The sequence below is a fragment of the Streptomyces sp. NPDC087859 genome, assembly GCF_044742595.1.
Taxonomy (GTDB): domain Bacteria; phylum Actinomycetota; class Actinomycetes; order Streptomycetales; family Streptomycetaceae; genus Streptomyces; species Streptomyces canus_F.
The window spans coordinates 363,333-380,988 of the sequence record NZ_JBIUUU010000002.1 but is presented as its reverse complement, the minus strand read 5'-3'; the positions used below and the strand labels follow the sequence as shown (position 1 = coordinate 380,988).

Sequence of the window (17,656 nt, the reverse complement as noted above, 5' to 3'; positions counted from 1 at the left end):
GGATGGGCGCGCTTCATGGCGCCGACGCTAGCGGTGGGCAGCGGACGGGCACCACCGGTTTTCCACTCCTCGGCACCAACGCCCGTACCCCATCCGGCCCGCCGCGCTGGTGGCCCCTCACCCGCGGTGCTCCCGTGGACCCATGCGCCGCCCTCTCCTCGCCCTCCCGCTCGCCGCCCTCCTCGCCACGACCGCCTGCTCCGCCATCGCCACGGACAAGGCGCTCCCCGCCAAGAAGCCCGCCGCGTCCCCCACCACGGCCTCGGCCGCCCCCACCGCGCCCCCGTCCCCCGCCACGGTCCCCGCCCTCACCCCGGACCAGGCCCAGGCCGCCCTGATCACCGACGCCGATCTCGGCGAGCCCTGGACCATGACGGAGGGCGCCGCGACCTGGCGGGACGGGCTCCTCAAGGCCACCGCGAACGCACCCGACTGCCAGCGGCTGCTGGACACCCTCTACACCGAGGAGTTCTTCGGCGCGGACGCCCAGGTGCGGGCGAGGACGGGCCTGGACGACACCTGGAACGACGCCCAGTTGCACCATCAGGTCGTCGCCGACCGTCCCGCGGACGTGGACAGGACGCTGGCCTGGCTGAAGACCATGCCCAAGAAGTGCGGGCGGTTCACGGCCGCCACCGCCACCGGCGCCGTCCAGAAAGCCGAGGTCACCGAGGCGCCGCTGCCGAAGATCGGAGACTCCCGGCAGTCCCTGCGGCTCACGCTGAACGGCGAGAGCGCGGACGGCGAGGAGACCACGCTCACGCTGGATGTCGCCGCCGTCCGCATCGGCGACGACACGATCGTCCTCACCAACGGCGGCCTGGGCGACGTGTACGCCGAGATCACCCAGGGGGTCGCGGAACTGGGCGCCAGGCGCCTGGCGGACGTACGGAAGCAGGCTCGCGTGGAGGTCTGACTCCCGTAGCCGGTCCGGTGCGGGCGTACTCAGTCGGCGTCCAGCCTCTGCCTGTGCGACACCACGGCGCGTGCCACCTCCAGGGCGGTGCGGTCGTGCGCGAAGGCGTGGGCGCGCAGCCGGGCCAGCGCCTCGTCCTCGCCGACCCTGAGCTGCGCCATGATCATGCCGATGGCCTGGTAGACCTGGTCGTGATCGGTGGTCAGACCTCCCAGCCACGGTTCCTCTCCCCCGGGTCCCCCGTCCTCCGCGTGGGGCAGCGCCATCAGCGCGACGGTGATCCCGCCGGCCACCAGTTGCGCGGTGCGCAGTTCGCGGGCGCTGAGCTCGCCGGGGGTGTCGCGGTAGAGGTCGAGGGTGCCCACGCACACGGCGTCGTTGCCCAGCGGGATCGAGTACACCGCCTGCACCCCGGCGGCCGTCGCCTCGTGGGCGAAGACCGGCCAGCGGTCGAGGTCCCGGCCGTCGGTGAGGTCGGCGGCGAGCACCGGGGCGCCGAGCCGGGCCGCGTGCCGGCAGGGACCGTCGCCCAGGGTGGCCTGGATCTCCCCGACCCGAGCCGCCCGCTCATCGCTCGCGCTCAGCCGGACGGGCATCCCGTTGGCGGCCAGCGACACGCTCGCGCCGGTCACCGGCAGCAGCTCGACCGCCACCACGCACAGCCGGTGGGGCATCTCGCCGGGTCCCGCCCCCCGGACCCGCTCGGCGATCTCATCGACGGCAAGCACCCGCTCGCCCTCCGCGTCCCGTGCGAGCCTTCGCGGGTCACTGCCCGACGCCCCGTACGGACCGCGGCCGTCGCCGGATGCTCCGCTGCGGTCGTCCCTGGGGCCCACGGCCCCCGCCTCCTTCGCTCGGCGTGGCCAGTCGTCGTCCATGGGCGCGGCGCGGATTCACCCGGAGCAGCAGCCGTGACCGGTGGTCCGCCCGTTCCACGCGCCCCCCGGTTACCCCTGGCCCGTCGGACGAAACGCGTCGGCCCGCCCGTCGCCCGGCGACGCCCCCGTGGTCCCGACGGACGAGAAACCGGTCTCCGGTCCGCGGGTACCCCGCTGTGGCGGGGCATGACGGATTCCTGCGATGCGAGGGCTGAGGAGCGGTCTTCACAATCCGAGGGCGAGTCGCTACCGTCGGTTGTGGCGAGTCAGGAAGCGGCCGCCCACGTGGTGCGTCCGTGCTGGAGCCGCTCAAGTCCCTGCCCCGCCGTGACCGCGACCACGCGTGCCGCCCGCCGGCGGGCGCTGTCCGGACCATGAGGCCCCGGTCCGCGTCCCCGTGCCCGCGACGCCGATGCGGAGCGTCTCCCGCCGCTCCGCGCGGGAACGGGGATCACCGGCGAGGACCACGCAGGGGAGCCGTGCGTCCTCGCGGAGGGAGCGGCCACCAGGACGGTGGCCGCTCCCTCACCCTCACCTCTTCTCGTACGGATCCGCCGGCTGCTCGACCCGCTCCACCGACGTCGCGTCCAGCACCGGCGGCCACGCCCCGTCCGTGCCGAGCTTCCCCTTGGGGTGCCAGCTGCCGGTGACGGTGACCCAGGTGTCCGCGGGCAGCGCGTCGGCGCCGCGGATCTCGGCCTTGCCGGTGCCGGCGTCGGCGGCACAGCAGGAGACGAGGAGCCGGGTGACGTACCAGGTCCCGTCGTCGCCGTGGGTCACGAACCCGGTCATCCGCACGGTACGGCCCTTCAGCGACCGCCCGCTGTCGTAGATCGCCCGTGAGGAGAACTCGCCCACGCCGAGTTCCACCGGGTCCCCGGCGGGCAGTGCCGGGAAGACCCCGACGCCCTGCGCCGCCCGCTGGGCCGCCTCGCGCTCGGCGCTGTAGGAGCCCAGGGCGGGGGGCGGGAAGAGCAGCAGGGCGAGGGCGGGGAGGGTGAGGAGCCAGGCGACCCGGGGGCCGTGGTGGGCGTGGTCGTGGTGATCGGTGCCGTCCTCGTGGCCGTCGTCGTCATGGCCGTCGTCCGCCGAGTGTCGTACGACCGCCATGGCGATCCCCAGCAGCACGAGCGCCGCACCCGAGACGATCAGATACGGCCGCAGCCCCGTCTGCACATACCGCAGGTAGAGCGCGCTGAACGCCGAGATCCGCAGGATCGCCGCCCCGACGAGCACCAGCAGCAGGGCCGGCCCGTACCGCCTCACAGCAGCCACCACCCCACGAGCACACTGCTCACCACGGCCACCACCCACGTCACCGCGGAGAACCGCACGGCGAAGGCCCGCCCGAACGTGCCCGCCTGCAACGCGATCAGCTTCAGGTCGACCATCGGCCCGACCACCATGAACGCGAGCCGCGCGGTGGGCGAGAACCCGCTCAGCGAGGCCGCGACGAACGCGTCGGCCTCGCTGCACACGCACAGCACGACCGCGAGGACGGCCAGCAGCAGCACCGACAGCCAGGCGGAACCGGTGAAGACGTCCAGCACGGAGCGGGGTACGACGATGTTGAAGGTGGCGGCGGCCGCCGCGCCGAGCACGAGGAACCCGCCCGCGTGCAGGAAGTCGTGCTGGAGCCCGGCGCCGAAGGCCTTGATCCCCCGGGCCTCGGGAGCGTGCCGCTGGGGCAGCCGCAGCCACTCCTCCTTCCCGAACCGCGCCCACAGCCACCCCATCACCACGGCCGTCGCCAGCGAGGCGACGAGCCGGCCCAGCACCATCTCCGGCTGGGCCGGGAAGGCGATCGACGTGGCGACGAGCACGACGGGGTTGATCGCGGGCGCGGAGAGCAGGAAGGCGAGGGCGGCGGCGGGCGCGACCCCGCGCCGCATCAGGCTCCCGGCCACGGGCACGGAGGCGCACTCACAACCGGGCAGTACGACCCCGGCGGCCCCGGCGACCGGCACGGCGAGGGCCTGGTTGCGGGGCAGCAGCCGGGTGAAGACCCGCTCCGGCACGAACGCGCCGATGGCCGCCGAGACGACGGTCCCCAGCAGCAGGAACGGCACCCCCTGGACGGTGATCGCCGTGAAGACGGTCCACCAGGCGGCGACGGGCGGGGTGTAGAGGTCGAGGGCGAGGGTGGGCCCGAGCACGGAGACGACGGTCGCGATGGCGAGCAGCGCGGCCCCGCCGAGGACGGCGTACACGAACGCGCGCACGACGAACCGCAGCCCGTCGGCCACACTCCGCTGGTTCTCCACACCCGCCCTCTCGTCCCCGCGCAGGCTAACCGGTGAGCCCTGTGCGCAGGATCGGAAGGGTCACAGAGGAGGCTGTGCGGGTGCGGGCCCGAGGGTGGTGGTGCCGGGGGCCGTACGGTGGCCGAGGCCCGTCCGGTAGGCGTCCAGGGCCGCCTCCACCCGCCCCTCCCTGCGCAGCAGGTCACCCAGCAGCCGGCACAGGTCGGCCAGGTCGCCGGCGGCCCCCGCCCGTTCCAGCAGGCTCAGCGCCCGTACGTAGTGCTCCTCGGCGGCCTCCGGGTCGCGGGCGTCCTCGGCGATGATGCCGAGCAGCCGGTGCGCGGCGGCGGAGTGGACGGCGCCGCGCTCCGAGGACAGGTCCCCGAGCACGTCCTGGAGCAGGGCGGCGGCCTCGTCGGACTTGCCGCGCCGGTGCAGTACGTCGGCCAGCTCGACGGCGGCCTGGCTGCTGTAGAGGGCGGCCCGGGAGGCGGAGAGCATGGTGAGGGCCCGCCTCAGCTCGTCCTCGGCGCGCTCCAGTTCGTTGTTCTGCGCGTACACGTACCCGCGCATCCAGTGGCAGTTGGCCAGCTCGGTGCGGAGCTGGAGCCGGCGGTACAGCTCGGCGGCCTTCGCGAGCGAGGCGTCGGCCTCGGCGACCCGGCCCTCGGCGATGAGGGTGCGGGCGACGGACCGGTGCATCCGGGCCACGAGGGCGGGGTCGCCGGCCTGCGGGGCGAGGGCAAGCGCGAACTCGGCGGCCTGGGCGGCGCGGGCGTGGGCGCCCATGTCCATGTAGGGCCCGATGATGCTGGCGTACAGGAGGAGCAGTGCGTCGGGATCGTGCAGTCCGCCGCGGTTGAGTTCGTCGAGGGCGGACTCCAGGAGGTAGACGGCGTAGCGGAGTTCACCGGCGAGGTAGTGGGCCAGGGCGCGACCGCGCAGGGCGGGGACGCGGGCGGGCAGCGGGGCGTCGGCCAGCGTCTGCTCGGCCCGCTCGAAGTACTGCCGTCCTTCGACGAGGTCACCGGTCTCGACGGCGCACTCCCCGAGCCCGAGAAGGGCGGCGGCCCGCACCTCGACGAGCCGCAGGGCGTCCGCCTCCGCCAGCAGCGCGGTGTACTGCCGGGCCGCCTCCTCGGCCTCGCCGGTGGCGAGGGTGCGCTGGGCCTCGACGATCCGCAGCCGCAGATCGGTGACGAGACGGGCGGGCCGGCCGGTGGCGAGCTCGTCGACCTCGACGCCGAGCCGCTCGGCGAGATGCCGCAGGGCCTGGTCGGAGGGCCTGACGCGGCCCGCCTCCAGGGTGGAGACATAGGCGGCGGTGTAGGCGGGCTCGGCCACCTGCCGCTGGGTGAGGCCCCGTTCGACGCGCAGCCGCTGGACTCTTCGCCCGATGGTCTCCGGATCGTCACGTTCAACCATGACCCAACTCCCCCTGCGCCTCTTGCCGTTGGGCAACGCCGGGCTCTAGGTTAAACGGCGTATTAAGCCTGCTTAATACGTTGCTGCTGTTGTTGCTGTTGCATCCGTCGTCACTGCGAGGTCGTCGTGCTCGAACGCACCAGCACCACCGAGCGTTTCGTGAGGAGCGCCATCGCCGCCGTGGTCGCGGTGGCGGCCCTGGTCCTGGCGGCCAACGCGGGACCCGCGAAGGCCACGGAGGGCCAACGGGCCGACCACGTGGAACAGGTGGAGCAGGCCGGGCACGCCCAGCGGGGCTAGGTCAGAGCTGGAACTCCGCGGGGTTCAGCCCCAGTGCCGCGCAGGCCTCCTGGAGGACCATCTGCTCCGCCTGGGAGAAGTGCCCGTCGGCACCGGCGATGACGATGCCGGTCTGGATCACGGCCCGGGCCTCGGTCGGCTTCTTGGCGGCCTTGGCGATGTCCTGCATCGCCTCGGCCTTCCCCTGCGGGAAGTTACGGGTGAGCTGCTCCACATGCTTGTGGAAGCGAGTGCGCAGCTGCTCCGGCGGGAAGTTCTGCAGCACCTCGTTGCTGAGGATCATCTGCTCCATCTGCTGCATCTCGGACGCGTCCACATGACCGTCGGCCGCCGCGACCAGCGCGCACATCGCCATGCTCGCGTCCCGGTACGCGCCGCTCTTCAGCTCGGTCTTGATCGAGCCGAGCTGGTTCTTCAGCAGGCCGACCAGCTGGGCGCGGGAGCCACCGCCCGATCCACCGTGCGAGCCCGCGCGCGATCCGGTCTGCGAGCCGTGTCCCCCGGTCGTGCCGCGCCCGCCCTGCGCCTGCTGCTGCAAGCTCTTGGCCTGGTCCTTGAGCCGGTCGAACAGTGCCATTGCCGTCACCTCGGTACTCGTCTGATCGATCTCACCCCGGAAACGGCCCCGCCCCGGAAAAGGTTCCACGGCGGGCCCCCGGCATAGATTGCCCCCCATGACCTCCACAGCCGCCCGTACCGCGCTGGACCTCACCGCCGACCTCCCGGTCCCGGACCTGGAGGACCTCTACCGGGACCTGCACCGCCACCCCGAGCTCTCCGGCCAGGAGCACCGCACCGCCGCGCGGTTCGCCGAGCGGCTGAGGAAGGCGGGGTACGACACCGCCGAGGGCATCGGCGGCACCGGAGTCGCCGGGGTGCTGCGCAACGGGGACGGACCCGTGGTCCTGCTGCGCGCCGACATGGACGCGCTGCCGGTCCAGGAGGACACCGGACTGCCGTACGCGTCCGGGACCCCCGGTGTGATGCACGCCTGCGGGCACGACCTGCACGTCACCTGGCTGACCGGGGCGGCCCAGGTGCTGGCGGCGGGACGGGACACCTGGTCCGGGACCCTGGTGGTGGTCGGGCAGCCCGCCGAGGAGAGCGGCGGCGGGGCGGCGGCGATGGTGGCGGACGGACTGTACGCGCGCGTGCCGCGCCCCGACGTACTGCTCGGGCAGCATGCGGTGCCGGGGCCCGTGGGCCTGTATCCGCACGTTCCCGGGCTGATCATGTCGGCCACCACCGACGTCGACATCGTGGTGCACGGGCGGGGCGGGCACGGGTCGCGGCCGGAGACGACCGTGGATCCGGTGGTGACGGCGGCGTACATCGTCACCCGGCTCCAGACCGTGGTGAGCCGGGAGGTGCCGCCCCGCGAGTCCGCGGTGCTGACGGTCGGGCGGATCGAGGCGGGCACGGCGGCCAACATCATCCCGTCCACCGCCCGGATCTCCCTCAACCTGCGCACCCAGTCGGAGGCGGTACGCGACCGGATGCTCGCCGCGATCCGCCGGATCGCCGAGGGCGAGTGCCGGGCCGCGGGGTGCCCGCGCGAGCCGGAGGTGACACCGGGCGGGTCCTACCCGCTGACCGTGAACGACGCGGAGACCGACCGCCGGGTCGCCGACGTGCACCGCGAGGTGTTCGGCGAGGGCACGGTGTTCGATCCCGGCCCGGCGATGGGCAGCGAGGACTTCTCCCGGCTGGCGGCGGACGGACAGCCGTACTCCTACTGGTTCGTGACGACCACCCCGGCCGAGATCTGGGACGCGGCGCCGGGCGGCGACGACCTTCCGGCCCGCCTGGACGCGCTGCCGAGCAACCACAGCCCGCACTTCGCGCCCGACCTGTCGGTGGTGGGGCCGGGGGTGCGGACGCTGGTGGCGGGCGCGCTCAGCCATCTGGTCCGGTAGGACGCCCTAGTCCGGCAACGCCTTCTTCAGTGCCGCGTCCAGCGCCGCCGCCAGCTCCGCGTCACCCGGCGGGCTGTCGCCCAGGAGCGGGCCCAGCTGTGCCGTGAAGGTCTGGGTGAAGGCCCCGTAGAGCGGGGTGCGCGGGCGCTGGACCGCGTCCTGGAGGGCGGGGAGCAGGATGGTGCGGGCGTAGCGGGGGCGGCCCTCGTCGTCGCGGGGCATGCGGTCGGCCCGCTCACCGGTGGGCGAAGTGGAGGGGGAGGGGGCCGCGGGGTCCAGGGGGCAGCGGACGTCCTTGGTGTAGGCCGAGGCCCGGGTCGCCGCGAACCCCGCGTCCAGCAGGCAGCGTTCGCTCTCCGGGCCGGTGAGGTACCTGATCAGCTCGGTCGCCTTCCGCGCCCGCTGCGAGCCCTCGGTCACCGCGAGGTTCTGGCCGCCGAGCACCGCCCGGCCGGGGAGCGGGGCGACCCCCAACTGCTCCTCGTCGAAGGACTGGTGGAGGGTGCGGTAGGCGTACGGCCAGTGGCGCAGGAACGCGGTGCGGCCGTCGGCGAAGTCGCTCAAGGAGTCGGCCTCGTCGGAGTGGACGGTGTCCTGGAGGGTGTACGGGGACCCGGTACGGCGGCGCAGTTCGGCGACCCCGGCGGTCAACTGGTCGATGTCGGCGTCGTAGTGGCCGTCGGCGTCGGTGAAGTGGAAGCTCTTCGCCGCCGACGCGAACGCCTCGACCGCGTTGACCGTACGGCCCTCGTAGGGGGCGAGCTGAGTGGTCCAGCCCTTCTGGTAGGCGCCCACGGCGGGATGCTCGTCGATCGCCTCGATCAGGTCCTCCAGCTGCCCCCAGTCGAGGCCCGCGCTCAGGTCGGTCCGCTGGACACCGGCCGCCTCGAGCAGATCGCGGCGGTAGTAGAGCAGCCCGACGTCGCTGTTGAACGGCACCGCGTACACCTCATCGCCCCAACGGGCCGTTTCCGCGACGGACTCGATGTGATCGCGGTCGAGGACGTCCTCCCGGCTCAGCGGGCGGATCAGGCCGGCCGCGGCGAACTCCGGTACCCATGTCACATCGAGGTTGACGACGTCGTAGACCGCGCTGCCGGACTGCAGCGCGCCGAGCAGCTGACTGCGCTGCTCGTCGGCGCTGCCCGGCAGTTCGACGAGGCGGGCACGGAACCCGGAGTTCGCCTTCTGCTCCCGCTCGTTCCAGTCATCGATCAGCTGCTGCCGGATCCCGTTCTGCCCGGTCACATCCCGCCCCCCGGCGACCACGATGTCCCCGGCCACGTCGGGAGGGGCGGCGGCGGGGGTGGCGGAGCCACCGGTGCAGGCGGTGACGGTCAGCAACAGGGCAGCGGCGAGCAGTCGGCCACCTCGGCCCATCAGTCCTCCCCCGTTCCGGTGCGGGCCACCTCGTCCGTCAGGGCCGCGCCGAGGTCGTCGCCGGCGTCCAGGCAGCGGCCGCCGCTCGCGGTGGCGATCCGGGCCGCCGGTGCCGTGGAGTCGCAGCCGGCGGAGGCCAGGGAGACCGTGGCCACCGGGATCTTCGCCGAGCGGGCGTGGGTCAGGACGTCGTCGAGGTTCCCGGCGGTCAGTGCGGTGTCGTCCTCGCCGTCGGTGATGTGGACGATGAGCTGGGGACGGTCGTCGGCGGTGCCGCGTTCCGCCATCTCGTCGAGCGCGGCGAGCAGCGCGGCGTGCGGATCGGCCTGGGCGTCGCGGACCTCGGCGCGGGTGTCGACGGCTCGCTCGGCCTCCTTGCGGGTGTGCGGGCCGAAGGGGAGCACGGTCTCGTACGGGCGGTCGCCGGAGGTTCCCGAGACGCCCCACACGGCGTACTCGTCCTCCCCGCCGAGCCCGCCCAGGGACTGTTTCAGCAGGCCGGGGCCACCGCTCGGGCCCTTCCAGAGGCCTGCCATCGAACCGGAGCTGTCGAGGAGATACAGGACCCGGCCGGGGCCGTGCGCGGCGCGGTACCTCTCGAGGACCTTCGTCATCTCGCCGGCTCCCGCGGACTCGTCGAGCGGTTCCGGATCGACCAGCACCCCGGGGGCGCGCGGCTGTGGCAGCTCCCCGTCCGTGGAGCGGAAGCCGTCCCCCGCGAACACCGCCCTCCCCTCTTCCCCGGTCAGCCACTCCCGGAAGTCCCCGGCGGCCCGGTCGCGCGCGGACTCGTCGCGGTCGGCGCCCTCCCAGCGCACCCGGACGAAGACGGGCTGCACACCGGGCACGTCGTTCGGGTACTGGGCCGTGCGCGGAGTGCGCGTCGTGCGTTCGCAGGCGACGCCGCTGCGCAGCAGGAACTCCGGCACGAGGGCCGCCGTATGGTCGTCCACGGCGTCGTCGTCGGGCAGCGCGCACAGCAGGTCGGCGGCGGTCGGGGCGGGCGGCCCCGGCTGGACGACCTTCTGCTCGGCACCGGCCGCGTCGGCGTTCGCGGTGTCGTACAGGCCGACCGTGGCGAGCAGTGCCGCGTCGGCGAACTCCGGGTCGGGACGGCGTACCGCGGCCTTCTCGTCACGCACCCGCAGATGGTCGATCATCCGCGACAGGGGGAGCCCGACCCGGTCCCCCAGGGACTTCGCGGCGATCCGGTCCGGTACCGCGAGCACGACCGGCGAGTGCGCGAAGGGCTCGTCGTCCGGCATCAGTTCGGCCACGGCATCGGTGTCCTGGAGGGCGGCGACCCGGGCGGCGTCGGCGGGGGAGGCCGGGATCCACACGTCCGGCTGCGGGCCGACGTCCCGCTGCGGGTTGGACTCCTCGTCACGCGGCTCCTGCCAGGCCACCGAGTCCTGGCCGAGCGCGGCGACCGTGTCGGCGGACCCCGCGCTGTAGACGGTGATCCCGCTGCGCCGACAGCCGTCGCCGGTGGTGTTGGCGTCCGACGTCAGATACGCGTCGGCGGCCGCGGTGACCGTCGGCGCGAGATCGGGGTCGGCCAGGACGCGCAGCTCCAGGGGCGGGGCACAGGGGTCACTGTCGGAGGTCAGGGCGACGATGCCGTAGGAGCCGAGACCGATCGCGGCGACGGCGAGCAGTGCGGTGAGGCGGGTGGGGCCCACCGCGTGCAGCAGACCGGGGAGGCGGGAGCGGCGCAGCCGGGCGCCGACGGTGTCGGCCCAGGTGCCCGGCAGTGCGAGGAGGGCGGTCAGGGGGCGCCGGGGCGGCACGGGTGGCGGGGGCGGCGGCGGGGGCGGCGGCGGGGGCGGCTTCACCCCGGGCGCCGACAGCAGGACGTCCTCGTCCGGCTCGGATCTGCTCTGCGGCTCCCACGGATCGCCCCGCACGGTCTCGTAACCGTCGGCGGCCATCCGGGCCCGTAACGCGTCCGACAGCTCCCGGAACCCCAGCTCGCCGCCCTCGTCCAGGAGCTGTACGAGCTCGCCGGTGAACGGTGTCGGCGTGCCCGGATCGCCCGCGTCGACGCGGTGGTTGGCCTGCACGCTCATCAGCAGCAGCACCCGGCGTTTGCTCTCGAACCGCTCCCACAGCCAGGCCGCGTTGCCCGCGAAGCAGCAGTCGAGGATCACCACGACCCGCTCGGCCGGGCTGCCCGCGAGCACCGTCAGCACGGTGGTGAACATCTCCGCGCCCGGGAACACCGCGTGCCGCCCCGGGACCACGCGCGCGTTGTGCATCTGCAGGAACAGCTCGTCGCCCGCGCTCGGGATGGCCCCGTGCCCGGCGAAGTACAGCAGGAGCAGGCCCTCGGCCTCGCCCGCGGCGGTGTGCAGGGCCCGGTTGAACTCGTCCTGGGACGGCGATCGGGACACGACGACGTCGTGCTCGCCGAACACCCGGCCACGCAGCAGCGCGTCCCGCAGCCGGTTCACGTCGTGCTTGACGGCCGGCAGGTCGCCGGGCACCCCGTGCGGCGGCTCCGTGAACTCGTACTCGGAGACACCCACCAGCAGCGCCCGGTTGACCCGTCCTCGCGGGTCGAAGCGGGTCACCGGCCTACCTGTCGTCGTGGAGGTCCACGATGTCGACGCGGCCCGTGGGCGGATCCCCGTTCTCCACGCCACGGCGGACGTCCCGCCACTCCTCCACCGACCGTTTGACGTACTCCAGCAGCTCCTTGACGACCGCGGCCCCGGCGCCGCCCGCCATCGCCACGACGATGTCCATGCCGATACCCATCGGGGCGCCGGACTCGTCGGTCCGCGGCCGCTCCAGGATCTGCAGCTCGCCGGCGCGCGCCCGCTCGTCGAGCCGCTGCTCCCGCTCCAGCCACTTGCGCAGGGCGTCGATGTCGGTCTCGCTCGCGGTCCCGTCCAGCCGTACGCGTATGCCTTGGTCGGCCACTCCATCCCCCTCAGCCATAACTCACCATCATGGCAGCGGAGTTGTGTGCACGGGAGGGTTTGCACGGGACCCCTGTGCCGACGTTGTCAGTGGCATGACTTACTCTTCGCTCACTCGCCACACGCGCCCCACAGGTTCCACACATGGCTGTGCGCGTGGGCCTCCACTTTCGTACCGGGGGGTTCGAACCAGAAGTGCGCATGCGCTCCCTCACGGCCGCCACCACGCTGGCGGTCCTCTTCAGCTCGGCGGTCCTGACCGCCACGCCGGCGTCCGCGGACGCCACCAGGTCCCTGCCGGTGAAGCAGACCGCGGACATCGTGGTGGACGGCGTCCACCAGCGGGTCTTCGTCAGCGATCCGAGCAACGGGAAGATCGTCGTCACCGACTACGCGGGGAACGTCACCCGCCAGCTGACGGGCCTGCCGGGTGTCGTCGGCCTGGAGCTGTCCGCCGACTCCGGCACCCTGTACGCGGCCGTCCGGGACGCCGACGCGATCGTCGCGTTCGACACCGCGACCGACACCGAGACCGCCCGCTACTCCGCGGGCGACGGCCCGCTGAGCGTCGCTCTGGCGGGCGGCAAACTGTGGTTCGGCTACGGCTCGGCGGGCGAGGGCAACATCGGCTCGGTCGACTTCTCCGGCGAGCAGCCCGTGGTCACCCTCGCCCAGGAGGGGAACCTCTGGTACACCGGCCCGATGCTGGACGCCGCACCCGGCGCCGACACCCTGATAGCGGGCGCGATCGGCCAGAGCCCGGTCGCCCTGGCCTCGTACGACGTGTCGACCGGCACCCCGACCCGTACCGCGTACTCCACCGAGGCCGGCAGCAACCTCGGGGACCTCCAGGTCACCCCGGACGGCCAGGACGTCGTCGTGGCCAGCGGCGCGCCCTACCACCACCAGGTGTTCAAGACCTCCGACCTGACGGCGGACGGCAGTTACGCCAGCGACGCCTACCCGAACGCCGTCGCCATCGCCCCCGACGGCGCGGTCGCGGCCGGCATCTCCGGGTCGTACGAGCCGGACGTCTACGTCTACAAGCCGGGCGGCACCACCTCCGTCCGGGAGTACGACTTCCCGAACACCGGCAGCACCAGCGGCAGCGACCTGCTCTCCACCTCGGGCCTGGCCTGGGCGCCGGACGGCTCCCGGCTGTTCGCGGTGACGTCCAACAGCGCGGGCGTCCACTCGCTGCGCGTCCTGAACGCCCCCACCAGGGCGACCACTTCAGTCACCGTCACCGCCCCGGACACCGCCACCCGCGCCAAGCAGCTCACCGTCAAGGGCAAGGTCTCCTCCAAGGTCGCGCTGCCCGCCGGCACCAAGCTCACGGCGACCCGCACCGACCTGGAGAACACCTCCGGCAAGGCGCTCCCCGCGGTGTCGGTGAAGGCCGACGGCACGTACTCCTTCACCGACACCCCGACGGTCGGCGGCAAGGTCACGTACACGCTGAAGTACGCCGGTGACGCCGGCCACGCGGCCGGCAGCGGCTCCGACAGCGTCGCCGTGTCCCGCGCCAAGACGACCCTGACGCTGAACAACAACGGCAAGGTCTACTCGTACGGCCAGGACGTCAAGTTCACCGCGCACCTCGGTACGACGTACAAGAACCGCAAGGTGGAGATCTGGGCCGACCCGTTCGGCGGGGACAAGGCCAACAAGCTGGTCAAGTCCGGCACGGTCAACTCCAGCGGCAACCTGTCCGTCACCCTCGACCTGAAGCGGGACACCAAGGTCACGGCGAAGTTCGCGGGCGACGCCCGGTACGCGCCGAAGTCGGTGTCGAGCACGGTCGGCGCCAAGGTGAAGGTGTCGACGGCCGTCAGCAAGCACTACAAGACGAAGTACACGTGGGGTCACACCTACTACTACTTCAAGAAGTCCACGAACCCGCTGTTCACGACCACGATGACGGCGTACCCGGACCGCAGGCAGCGCATGGAGTTCGAGTTCTACTACGACGGCACGTGGTACGACCTCGGCTCGGAGTACTTCACGCTGGGCTCCGCGGGCATCTCGAAGGTGGAGCTCACCGGTGAGCACGAGACGGGCTACCGGATGCGCGTCCGCTCCTCGTACATCAACTCCTCGTCGGGCGACACCGTGAACTCGACGACGCACGGCGCGTGGAAGTACTTCATCTTCACGAGCTGATCGTCTGGAGCCGGCCCAGCTGCCGGTGCACATGGTCCAGGGCGCCCTCGCGGCGCCCTGGCACCCGCGCCCTCAGATCGGCCAGCGCGGGCCCGAGTTCCCGGGCCCGCGCCGGGTCGTCGATCCGCCCCCACTGATGGTGGGCCCGGTCGGCGGCGGCCTCCACGGCGGGCGCGTCCGGGGCCTGCCCGGCGGCCAGCCGCGTGGTGGCCACGGACAGCCAGGCCCGGCAGCTGCGCGCCGGATCCCCGGCGAACATCGCCAGATCCGCCCGGACCTCGCTCCAGTGCAGCGCCTCCTCGGAGGCCGGCCCGTGGGCGCGTACGGCGGTCAGCTCGTGGTGCGCGGCCAGTGAGTCGGCGTCCCCGTGCCGCCGGGCCGCGACGGCGGCCGAGATCAGCACGTGCGGGTCGCCCGCGGCGGGCCCCTGCGCGCTCAGGACGTGCCCCAGGCCCTCCTGCGGGGTCCGGCTCAGCGCCTGCTGGTGCAACTGCTCCAGCGGGGGCCGGTGTCCACTGCGCAGGATCGTCGCGACGGCCTTCATGTACGCGGGCGTCGACACCGTGCGCCGGGACGGCGGCGGTGCGATCCGGCCGTGGACGGCGTTGTTGCGGCCCGTGTCCAGGGGGTTGGTCCGCAGCCACTCCCAGGTCTCCGGGTCGGCGTGCAGATCGAGGACGAAGGCCGTGGCGCCGGCCGGGCGCAGCCGCAGCTCGTCCCGGAACCAGTGCCAGGGGAAGGCGGTGTAGCGGACCGTCGAGGGGGTGGTGCGGGCCAGCGCGAGGTGGGGCAGGTGCTGGCGGCGGTCCAGCTGGAGCTGGCCGGTGAGGAACACCGTGAGCGGACCGGGAGCCGCCGCGGCGGCCCGCAGCCGCGTCAGGACCGCCTGCGGCTCCACCGGGTCCGCGAGCTCGACCACGTTGGCCGTGTCCGTGCCGGACAGGACGGCGGGCGGTACGGCGGCGAGGACGGGGAGCACGGAGGCCGCGTCGACCAAACACCCCCTGCCCGCCGGTGCGGTGGCCAGCAGCAGCACGGTTCCGGGCATCGGTCCCTCCCCATCCCCCGTCGATCACGTACGGCAGCACCGTAACCGCTGCGGCTGCGAAGGCGGACCTCAGGACTGCGAACGTCCCATTCCTGACGGAGTGCCCACCGGCCGCCGCACCGCGAACACCGTCGTGTCGTCGGCCAGCCGTCCCCCGCAGTGCCGCAGCGTGCCGTCGCGGACGAAGGCGACCAGCCGGTGCGGTTCGGCGATGCGCGGATCGGCGGCGACGGCGTCGCCGACCTCGGCGGCGAGCGGGTAGAAGAGGCCGCCGGGGTCACGGGCCTCGGTCACGCCGTCCGTCGTCACCAGCAGGGTCTCCCCGGGCGCCAGGGGCACCCGCAGCACCGGGGGCGGGCCGCCGCCGGCGAGTTCACCGAGCCCGAGCGGGAGCGCCTCGGCGGGCGGCAGGTGCCGTACGCCGTCGGGGCCGACGACCAGCGGGGGTTCGTGGCCGAAGACGACGGCGTCGACGGCGCCGGTGTCGTCGTCGGGGAAGCCGAGCAGCACCGCCGTGGCGAAGCGGTTGCCGTCGCCGTCGCCGCGGCCGAGTGCCTTGATGTGGCGGCGGTGCCGCACCATCCGTACCTCCAGTCGGTCCGCGACCGTCGTGAGGTCGGCCTCGTGGTACCCGGCCTCGCGGAACGTACCGAGCAGCGCGGCGGCCGCCTCCACCGCGGCGAGGCCCTTGCCCTGGACGTCGCCGACGAGGACCCGGGTGCCGTGCGGACCGGGCTGGATGTCGTAGAAGTCGCCGCCGACCCGGGCCTCGACGTCGGAGGCGAGATAGACCGCCGCGTGCTCCAGGCCGCCCCAGTCCGCGGGGATCGGGCGCAGCACCGTGCGGCGCGTGGTGTCGGCGATGTCCCGCATGTGCAGCATCAACCGCTCACCGCGCATCCGGACCGCGCAGGCCAGCACGGCGAGGACGCCGCCGACGCCGACGAGGATGAAGTCGGGCAGTCCGCTCTGGTACTGATTCGGGTACGAGGTGTCCGCGAGGAAGTAGTTCAGCAGCGCGAGCACGGCGAACACCGCGGTGCCCCACACCCCGCAGATCGCGGCGGCGATACCGGGCACCAGCACGACCCAGCTGATCATCCGGAACTCGCCGGCCGTGTTGAAGTCGATCACCGTGATGCCGATGAGCAAAAGCAGCGGCGGCACCCAGGCGACGCTCCGGCCGCGGACCCGCAGCAGCTCACCGCGGCTGCGGACGTCGCGCTTCATGCCGTTCAGCGAAGCACGGGGTGCCCGGGGTCGCCATCCGGTGCCGAATACCGCGGTCCGCCGACTTGCCAGCGCCTCCTCCCAGGTGTGCTCTGGAATCCGGGGGCAATCCGGGGGCGAGAGAGAGGAGTCCTCTCATGGCTCATGCGGCACCCGCGTCCCGCGGAGCGAAGCGATATGGGAGTCCCCCCGGCCGAAGGCCGGCGGAGACCCGCGGCACACCCGATGTCTTCAGCGAGCAGGTCCACAGGGCGGCGCGGTACGGAATCCCCGTCGTCCTCGGCCTGGTCTACGGCTACTGGGCCGCGGCCAACCGCCGCGGCGGCGGCGAGATCACCGGCTGGAACATCCTGTTCGGCTTCGTGACCGCGCTCGCGTTCATCGTGCTGTGCATCGCGGTGGCGACGTTCGCGCCGCTGCTCAAGCGCGAGCTGCACTCTCTGGTGAAGTCCGCCTTCGCGGGCGCGGCGGTCGGCTTCCTCTACAGCCAGACCGGCGAGAGCGTGCTGCGGTCCGCGGTCCTGGGGCTGGTGGTCACGGCGGGCATCTTCGGCGTGTTCTTCTACCGCTACTACACACGCGAGGACGGGGCCGGAAACCGTCTGCGCTGACCCCGGGTGACGTGGGCAAAGGGGCCCGGCAGCCGCTGCCGGGCCCCTTCGTCTCCCTCTCTCACCCACCGCCCGGGAACATGTCCCAGGCGTCCGCCGAGGACCCGGTGGCACTCCAGCTCCACGAGCCGGAGAAACTCCAGGTTCCGGACCCCGACGCGCTCCATGAGTCGTTCCAGTACGGGTCGTCCCAGTTGCTCCAGGCCCCGTCCTTCCACTCGGGACACGGATCGGCGCAGCTCGGCACCGAGCGACCGCCGGTGTCGACGAAGGCGGCGCTCGCCCAGCCCTGGGCGCCCTCGAGCCAGTACCAGTACGGATTGCCGTTGACTCTCTGCCCCTGGACCTTGCAGTCCACGCGGTCCTGGCTCCACGGCGAGAGCTGTGCCACGACGGGCGAGTGAGTGGTGGGCGCGGCTCTCACATTGAGGTCGACGCCGGAGACGATGGTGCCCCAGATCGGACCGCCGGATCCGCCGCCTCCATGCCCGTCGGCGTAACTCGGCGGGGCGGCGGCTGCTGCCGGGGTGCCCGCTGCCGCGACGGCCAGGGTGCCGCCGGTGAGCAGGGCCGCGGCCAGGGTCCGCAGGGCCGGTGTGGTGCGCATAGATCGGCCTCCTTC

The 17,656-nt window shown here is 73.2% G+C and carries 16 protein-coding genes; 5 read left to right on the top strand and 11 right to left on the bottom strand.

The features are described from left to right. Positions 1 to 142 precede the first annotated feature (142 nt). Entirely contained in the window at positions 143 to 916 is a 774-nt protein-coding gene (locus tag ACIOHP_RS05640; RefSeq protein WP_401883668.1) for a hypothetical protein, read from the top strand. 29 nt (positions 917 to 945) lie between these two features. On the opposite strand, the gene ACIOHP_RS05635 is transcribed toward ACIOHP_RS05640, so the two are convergent. The 4 genes from ACIOHP_RS05635 to ACIOHP_RS05620 form a co-directional block, all read right to left on the bottom strand. After that, positions 946 to 1,752: a GAF and ANTAR domain-containing protein gene (locus tag ACIOHP_RS05635; protein ID WP_401883666.1), complete on the bottom strand. Its 807-nt coding sequence runs from the start codon at positions 1,750 to 1,752 to the stop codon at positions 946 to 948. A 573-nt stretch (positions 1,753 to 2,325) separates the two neighbouring features. After that, entirely contained in the window at positions 2,326 to 3,060 is a 735-nt protein-coding gene (locus tag ACIOHP_RS05630) for a TIGR03943 family putative permease subunit (RefSeq protein WP_401883664.1), read from the bottom strand. Next, a complete protein-coding gene (locus tag ACIOHP_RS05625; RefSeq protein WP_361484047.1) occupies positions 3,057 to 4,058 on the bottom strand; it encodes a permease in 1,002 nt (333 codons plus the stop codon). The genes ACIOHP_RS05630 and ACIOHP_RS05625 overlap by 4 nt, the downstream gene beginning before the upstream one ends. A gap of 60 nt (positions 4,059 to 4,118) precedes the next feature. Then, a complete protein-coding gene (locus tag ACIOHP_RS05620; protein ID WP_401883662.1) occupies positions 4,119 to 5,462 on the bottom strand; it encodes a tetratricopeptide repeat protein in 1,344 nt (447 codons plus the stop codon). Between the two features lie 126 nt (positions 5,463 to 5,588). Here ACIOHP_RS05620 and ACIOHP_RS05615 point away from each other — a divergent pair, with 126 nt between their 5' ends. After that, the gene (locus ACIOHP_RS05615; protein WP_401883660.1) at positions 5,589 to 5,762 is read left to right on the top strand and encodes a hypothetical protein; all 174 of its coding nucleotides are present in this window, start codon (positions 5,589 to 5,591) and stop codon (positions 5,760 to 5,762) included. 1 nt (position 5,763) lies between these two features. Here the strand turns inward: ACIOHP_RS05615 and ACIOHP_RS05610 are convergent, their stop codons facing one another. After that, positions 5,764 to 6,339, bottom strand: coding sequence for a tellurite resistance TerB family protein (locus ACIOHP_RS05610; protein ID WP_361484041.1), 576 nt, complete (start codon positions 6,337 to 6,339; stop codon positions 5,764 to 5,766). Between the two features lie 97 nt (positions 6,340 to 6,436). Between ACIOHP_RS05610 and ACIOHP_RS05605 the strand changes: the two genes are divergently transcribed. Then, on the top strand, positions 6,437 to 7,678 hold the full coding sequence (locus tag ACIOHP_RS05605; protein ID WP_401883658.1) for an amidohydrolase: 1,242 nt from the start codon (positions 6,437 to 6,439) through the stop codon (positions 7,676 to 7,678). Positions 7,679 to 7,684: 6 nt separating this feature from the next. Here ACIOHP_RS05605 and ACIOHP_RS05600 read toward each other — a convergent pair whose 3' ends face one another. The 3 genes from ACIOHP_RS05600 to ACIOHP_RS05590 are packed head-to-tail and all read right to left on the bottom strand — an operon-like array spanning position 7,685 to position 12,001. Then, on the bottom strand, positions 7,685 to 9,058 hold the full coding sequence (locus ACIOHP_RS05600) for an extracellular solute-binding protein (RefSeq protein ID WP_401883656.1): 1,374 nt from the start codon (positions 9,056 to 9,058) through the stop codon (positions 7,685 to 7,687). After that, positions 9,058 to 11,631 (bottom strand): caspase family protein, encoded by a 2,574-nt coding sequence (locus ACIOHP_RS05595; protein ID WP_401883654.1) that lies wholly within the window; start codon positions 11,629 to 11,631, stop codon positions 9,058 to 9,060. Before ACIOHP_RS05595 ends, ACIOHP_RS05600 begins: the two co-directional genes overlap by 1 nt. 4 nt (positions 11,632 to 11,635) lie before the next feature. Continuing rightward, positions 11,636 to 12,001, bottom strand: a complete 366-nt coding sequence (locus tag ACIOHP_RS05590; RefSeq protein WP_401883652.1) for a hypothetical protein — start codon at positions 11,999 to 12,001, stop codon at positions 11,636 to 11,638. Positions 12,002 to 12,183: 182 nt separating this feature from the next. Here ACIOHP_RS05590 and ACIOHP_RS05585 point away from each other — a divergent pair, with 182 nt between their 5' ends. Beyond that, a complete protein-coding gene (locus ACIOHP_RS05585; protein WP_401883650.1) occupies positions 12,184 to 14,145 on the top strand; it encodes an Ig-like domain repeat protein in 1,962 nt (653 codons plus the stop codon). Here ACIOHP_RS05585 and ACIOHP_RS05580 read toward each other — a convergent pair. Beyond that, positions 14,135 to 15,193 carry a hypothetical protein gene (locus tag ACIOHP_RS05580; protein ID WP_361552383.1) on the bottom strand — a complete coding sequence of 353 codons (1,059 nt, stop codon included), beginning with the start codon at positions 15,191 to 15,193 and terminating at the stop codon, positions 14,135 to 14,137. The genes ACIOHP_RS05585 and ACIOHP_RS05580 overlap by 11 nt on opposite strands. A gap of 69 nt (positions 15,194 to 15,262) precedes the next feature. Then, positions 15,263 to 16,423 (bottom strand): PP2C family protein-serine/threonine phosphatase, encoded by a 1,161-nt coding sequence (locus tag ACIOHP_RS05575; RefSeq protein ID WP_401883648.1) that lies wholly within the window; start codon positions 16,421 to 16,423, stop codon positions 15,263 to 15,265. Between the two features lie 137 nt (positions 16,424 to 16,560). Between ACIOHP_RS05575 and ACIOHP_RS05570 the strand changes: the two genes are divergently transcribed. After that, positions 16,561 to 17,034, top strand: a complete 474-nt coding sequence (locus ACIOHP_RS05570) for a hypothetical protein (protein ID WP_401883646.1) — start codon at positions 16,561 to 16,563, stop codon at positions 17,032 to 17,034. 61 nt (positions 17,035 to 17,095) lie between these two features. Here the strand turns inward: ACIOHP_RS05570 and ACIOHP_RS05565 are convergent, their stop codons facing one another. Next, entirely contained in the window at positions 17,096 to 17,641 is a 546-nt protein-coding gene (locus tag ACIOHP_RS05565; RefSeq protein ID WP_361552392.1) for an SH3 domain-containing protein, read from the bottom strand. Positions 17,642 to 17,656 lie beyond the last annotated feature (15 nt).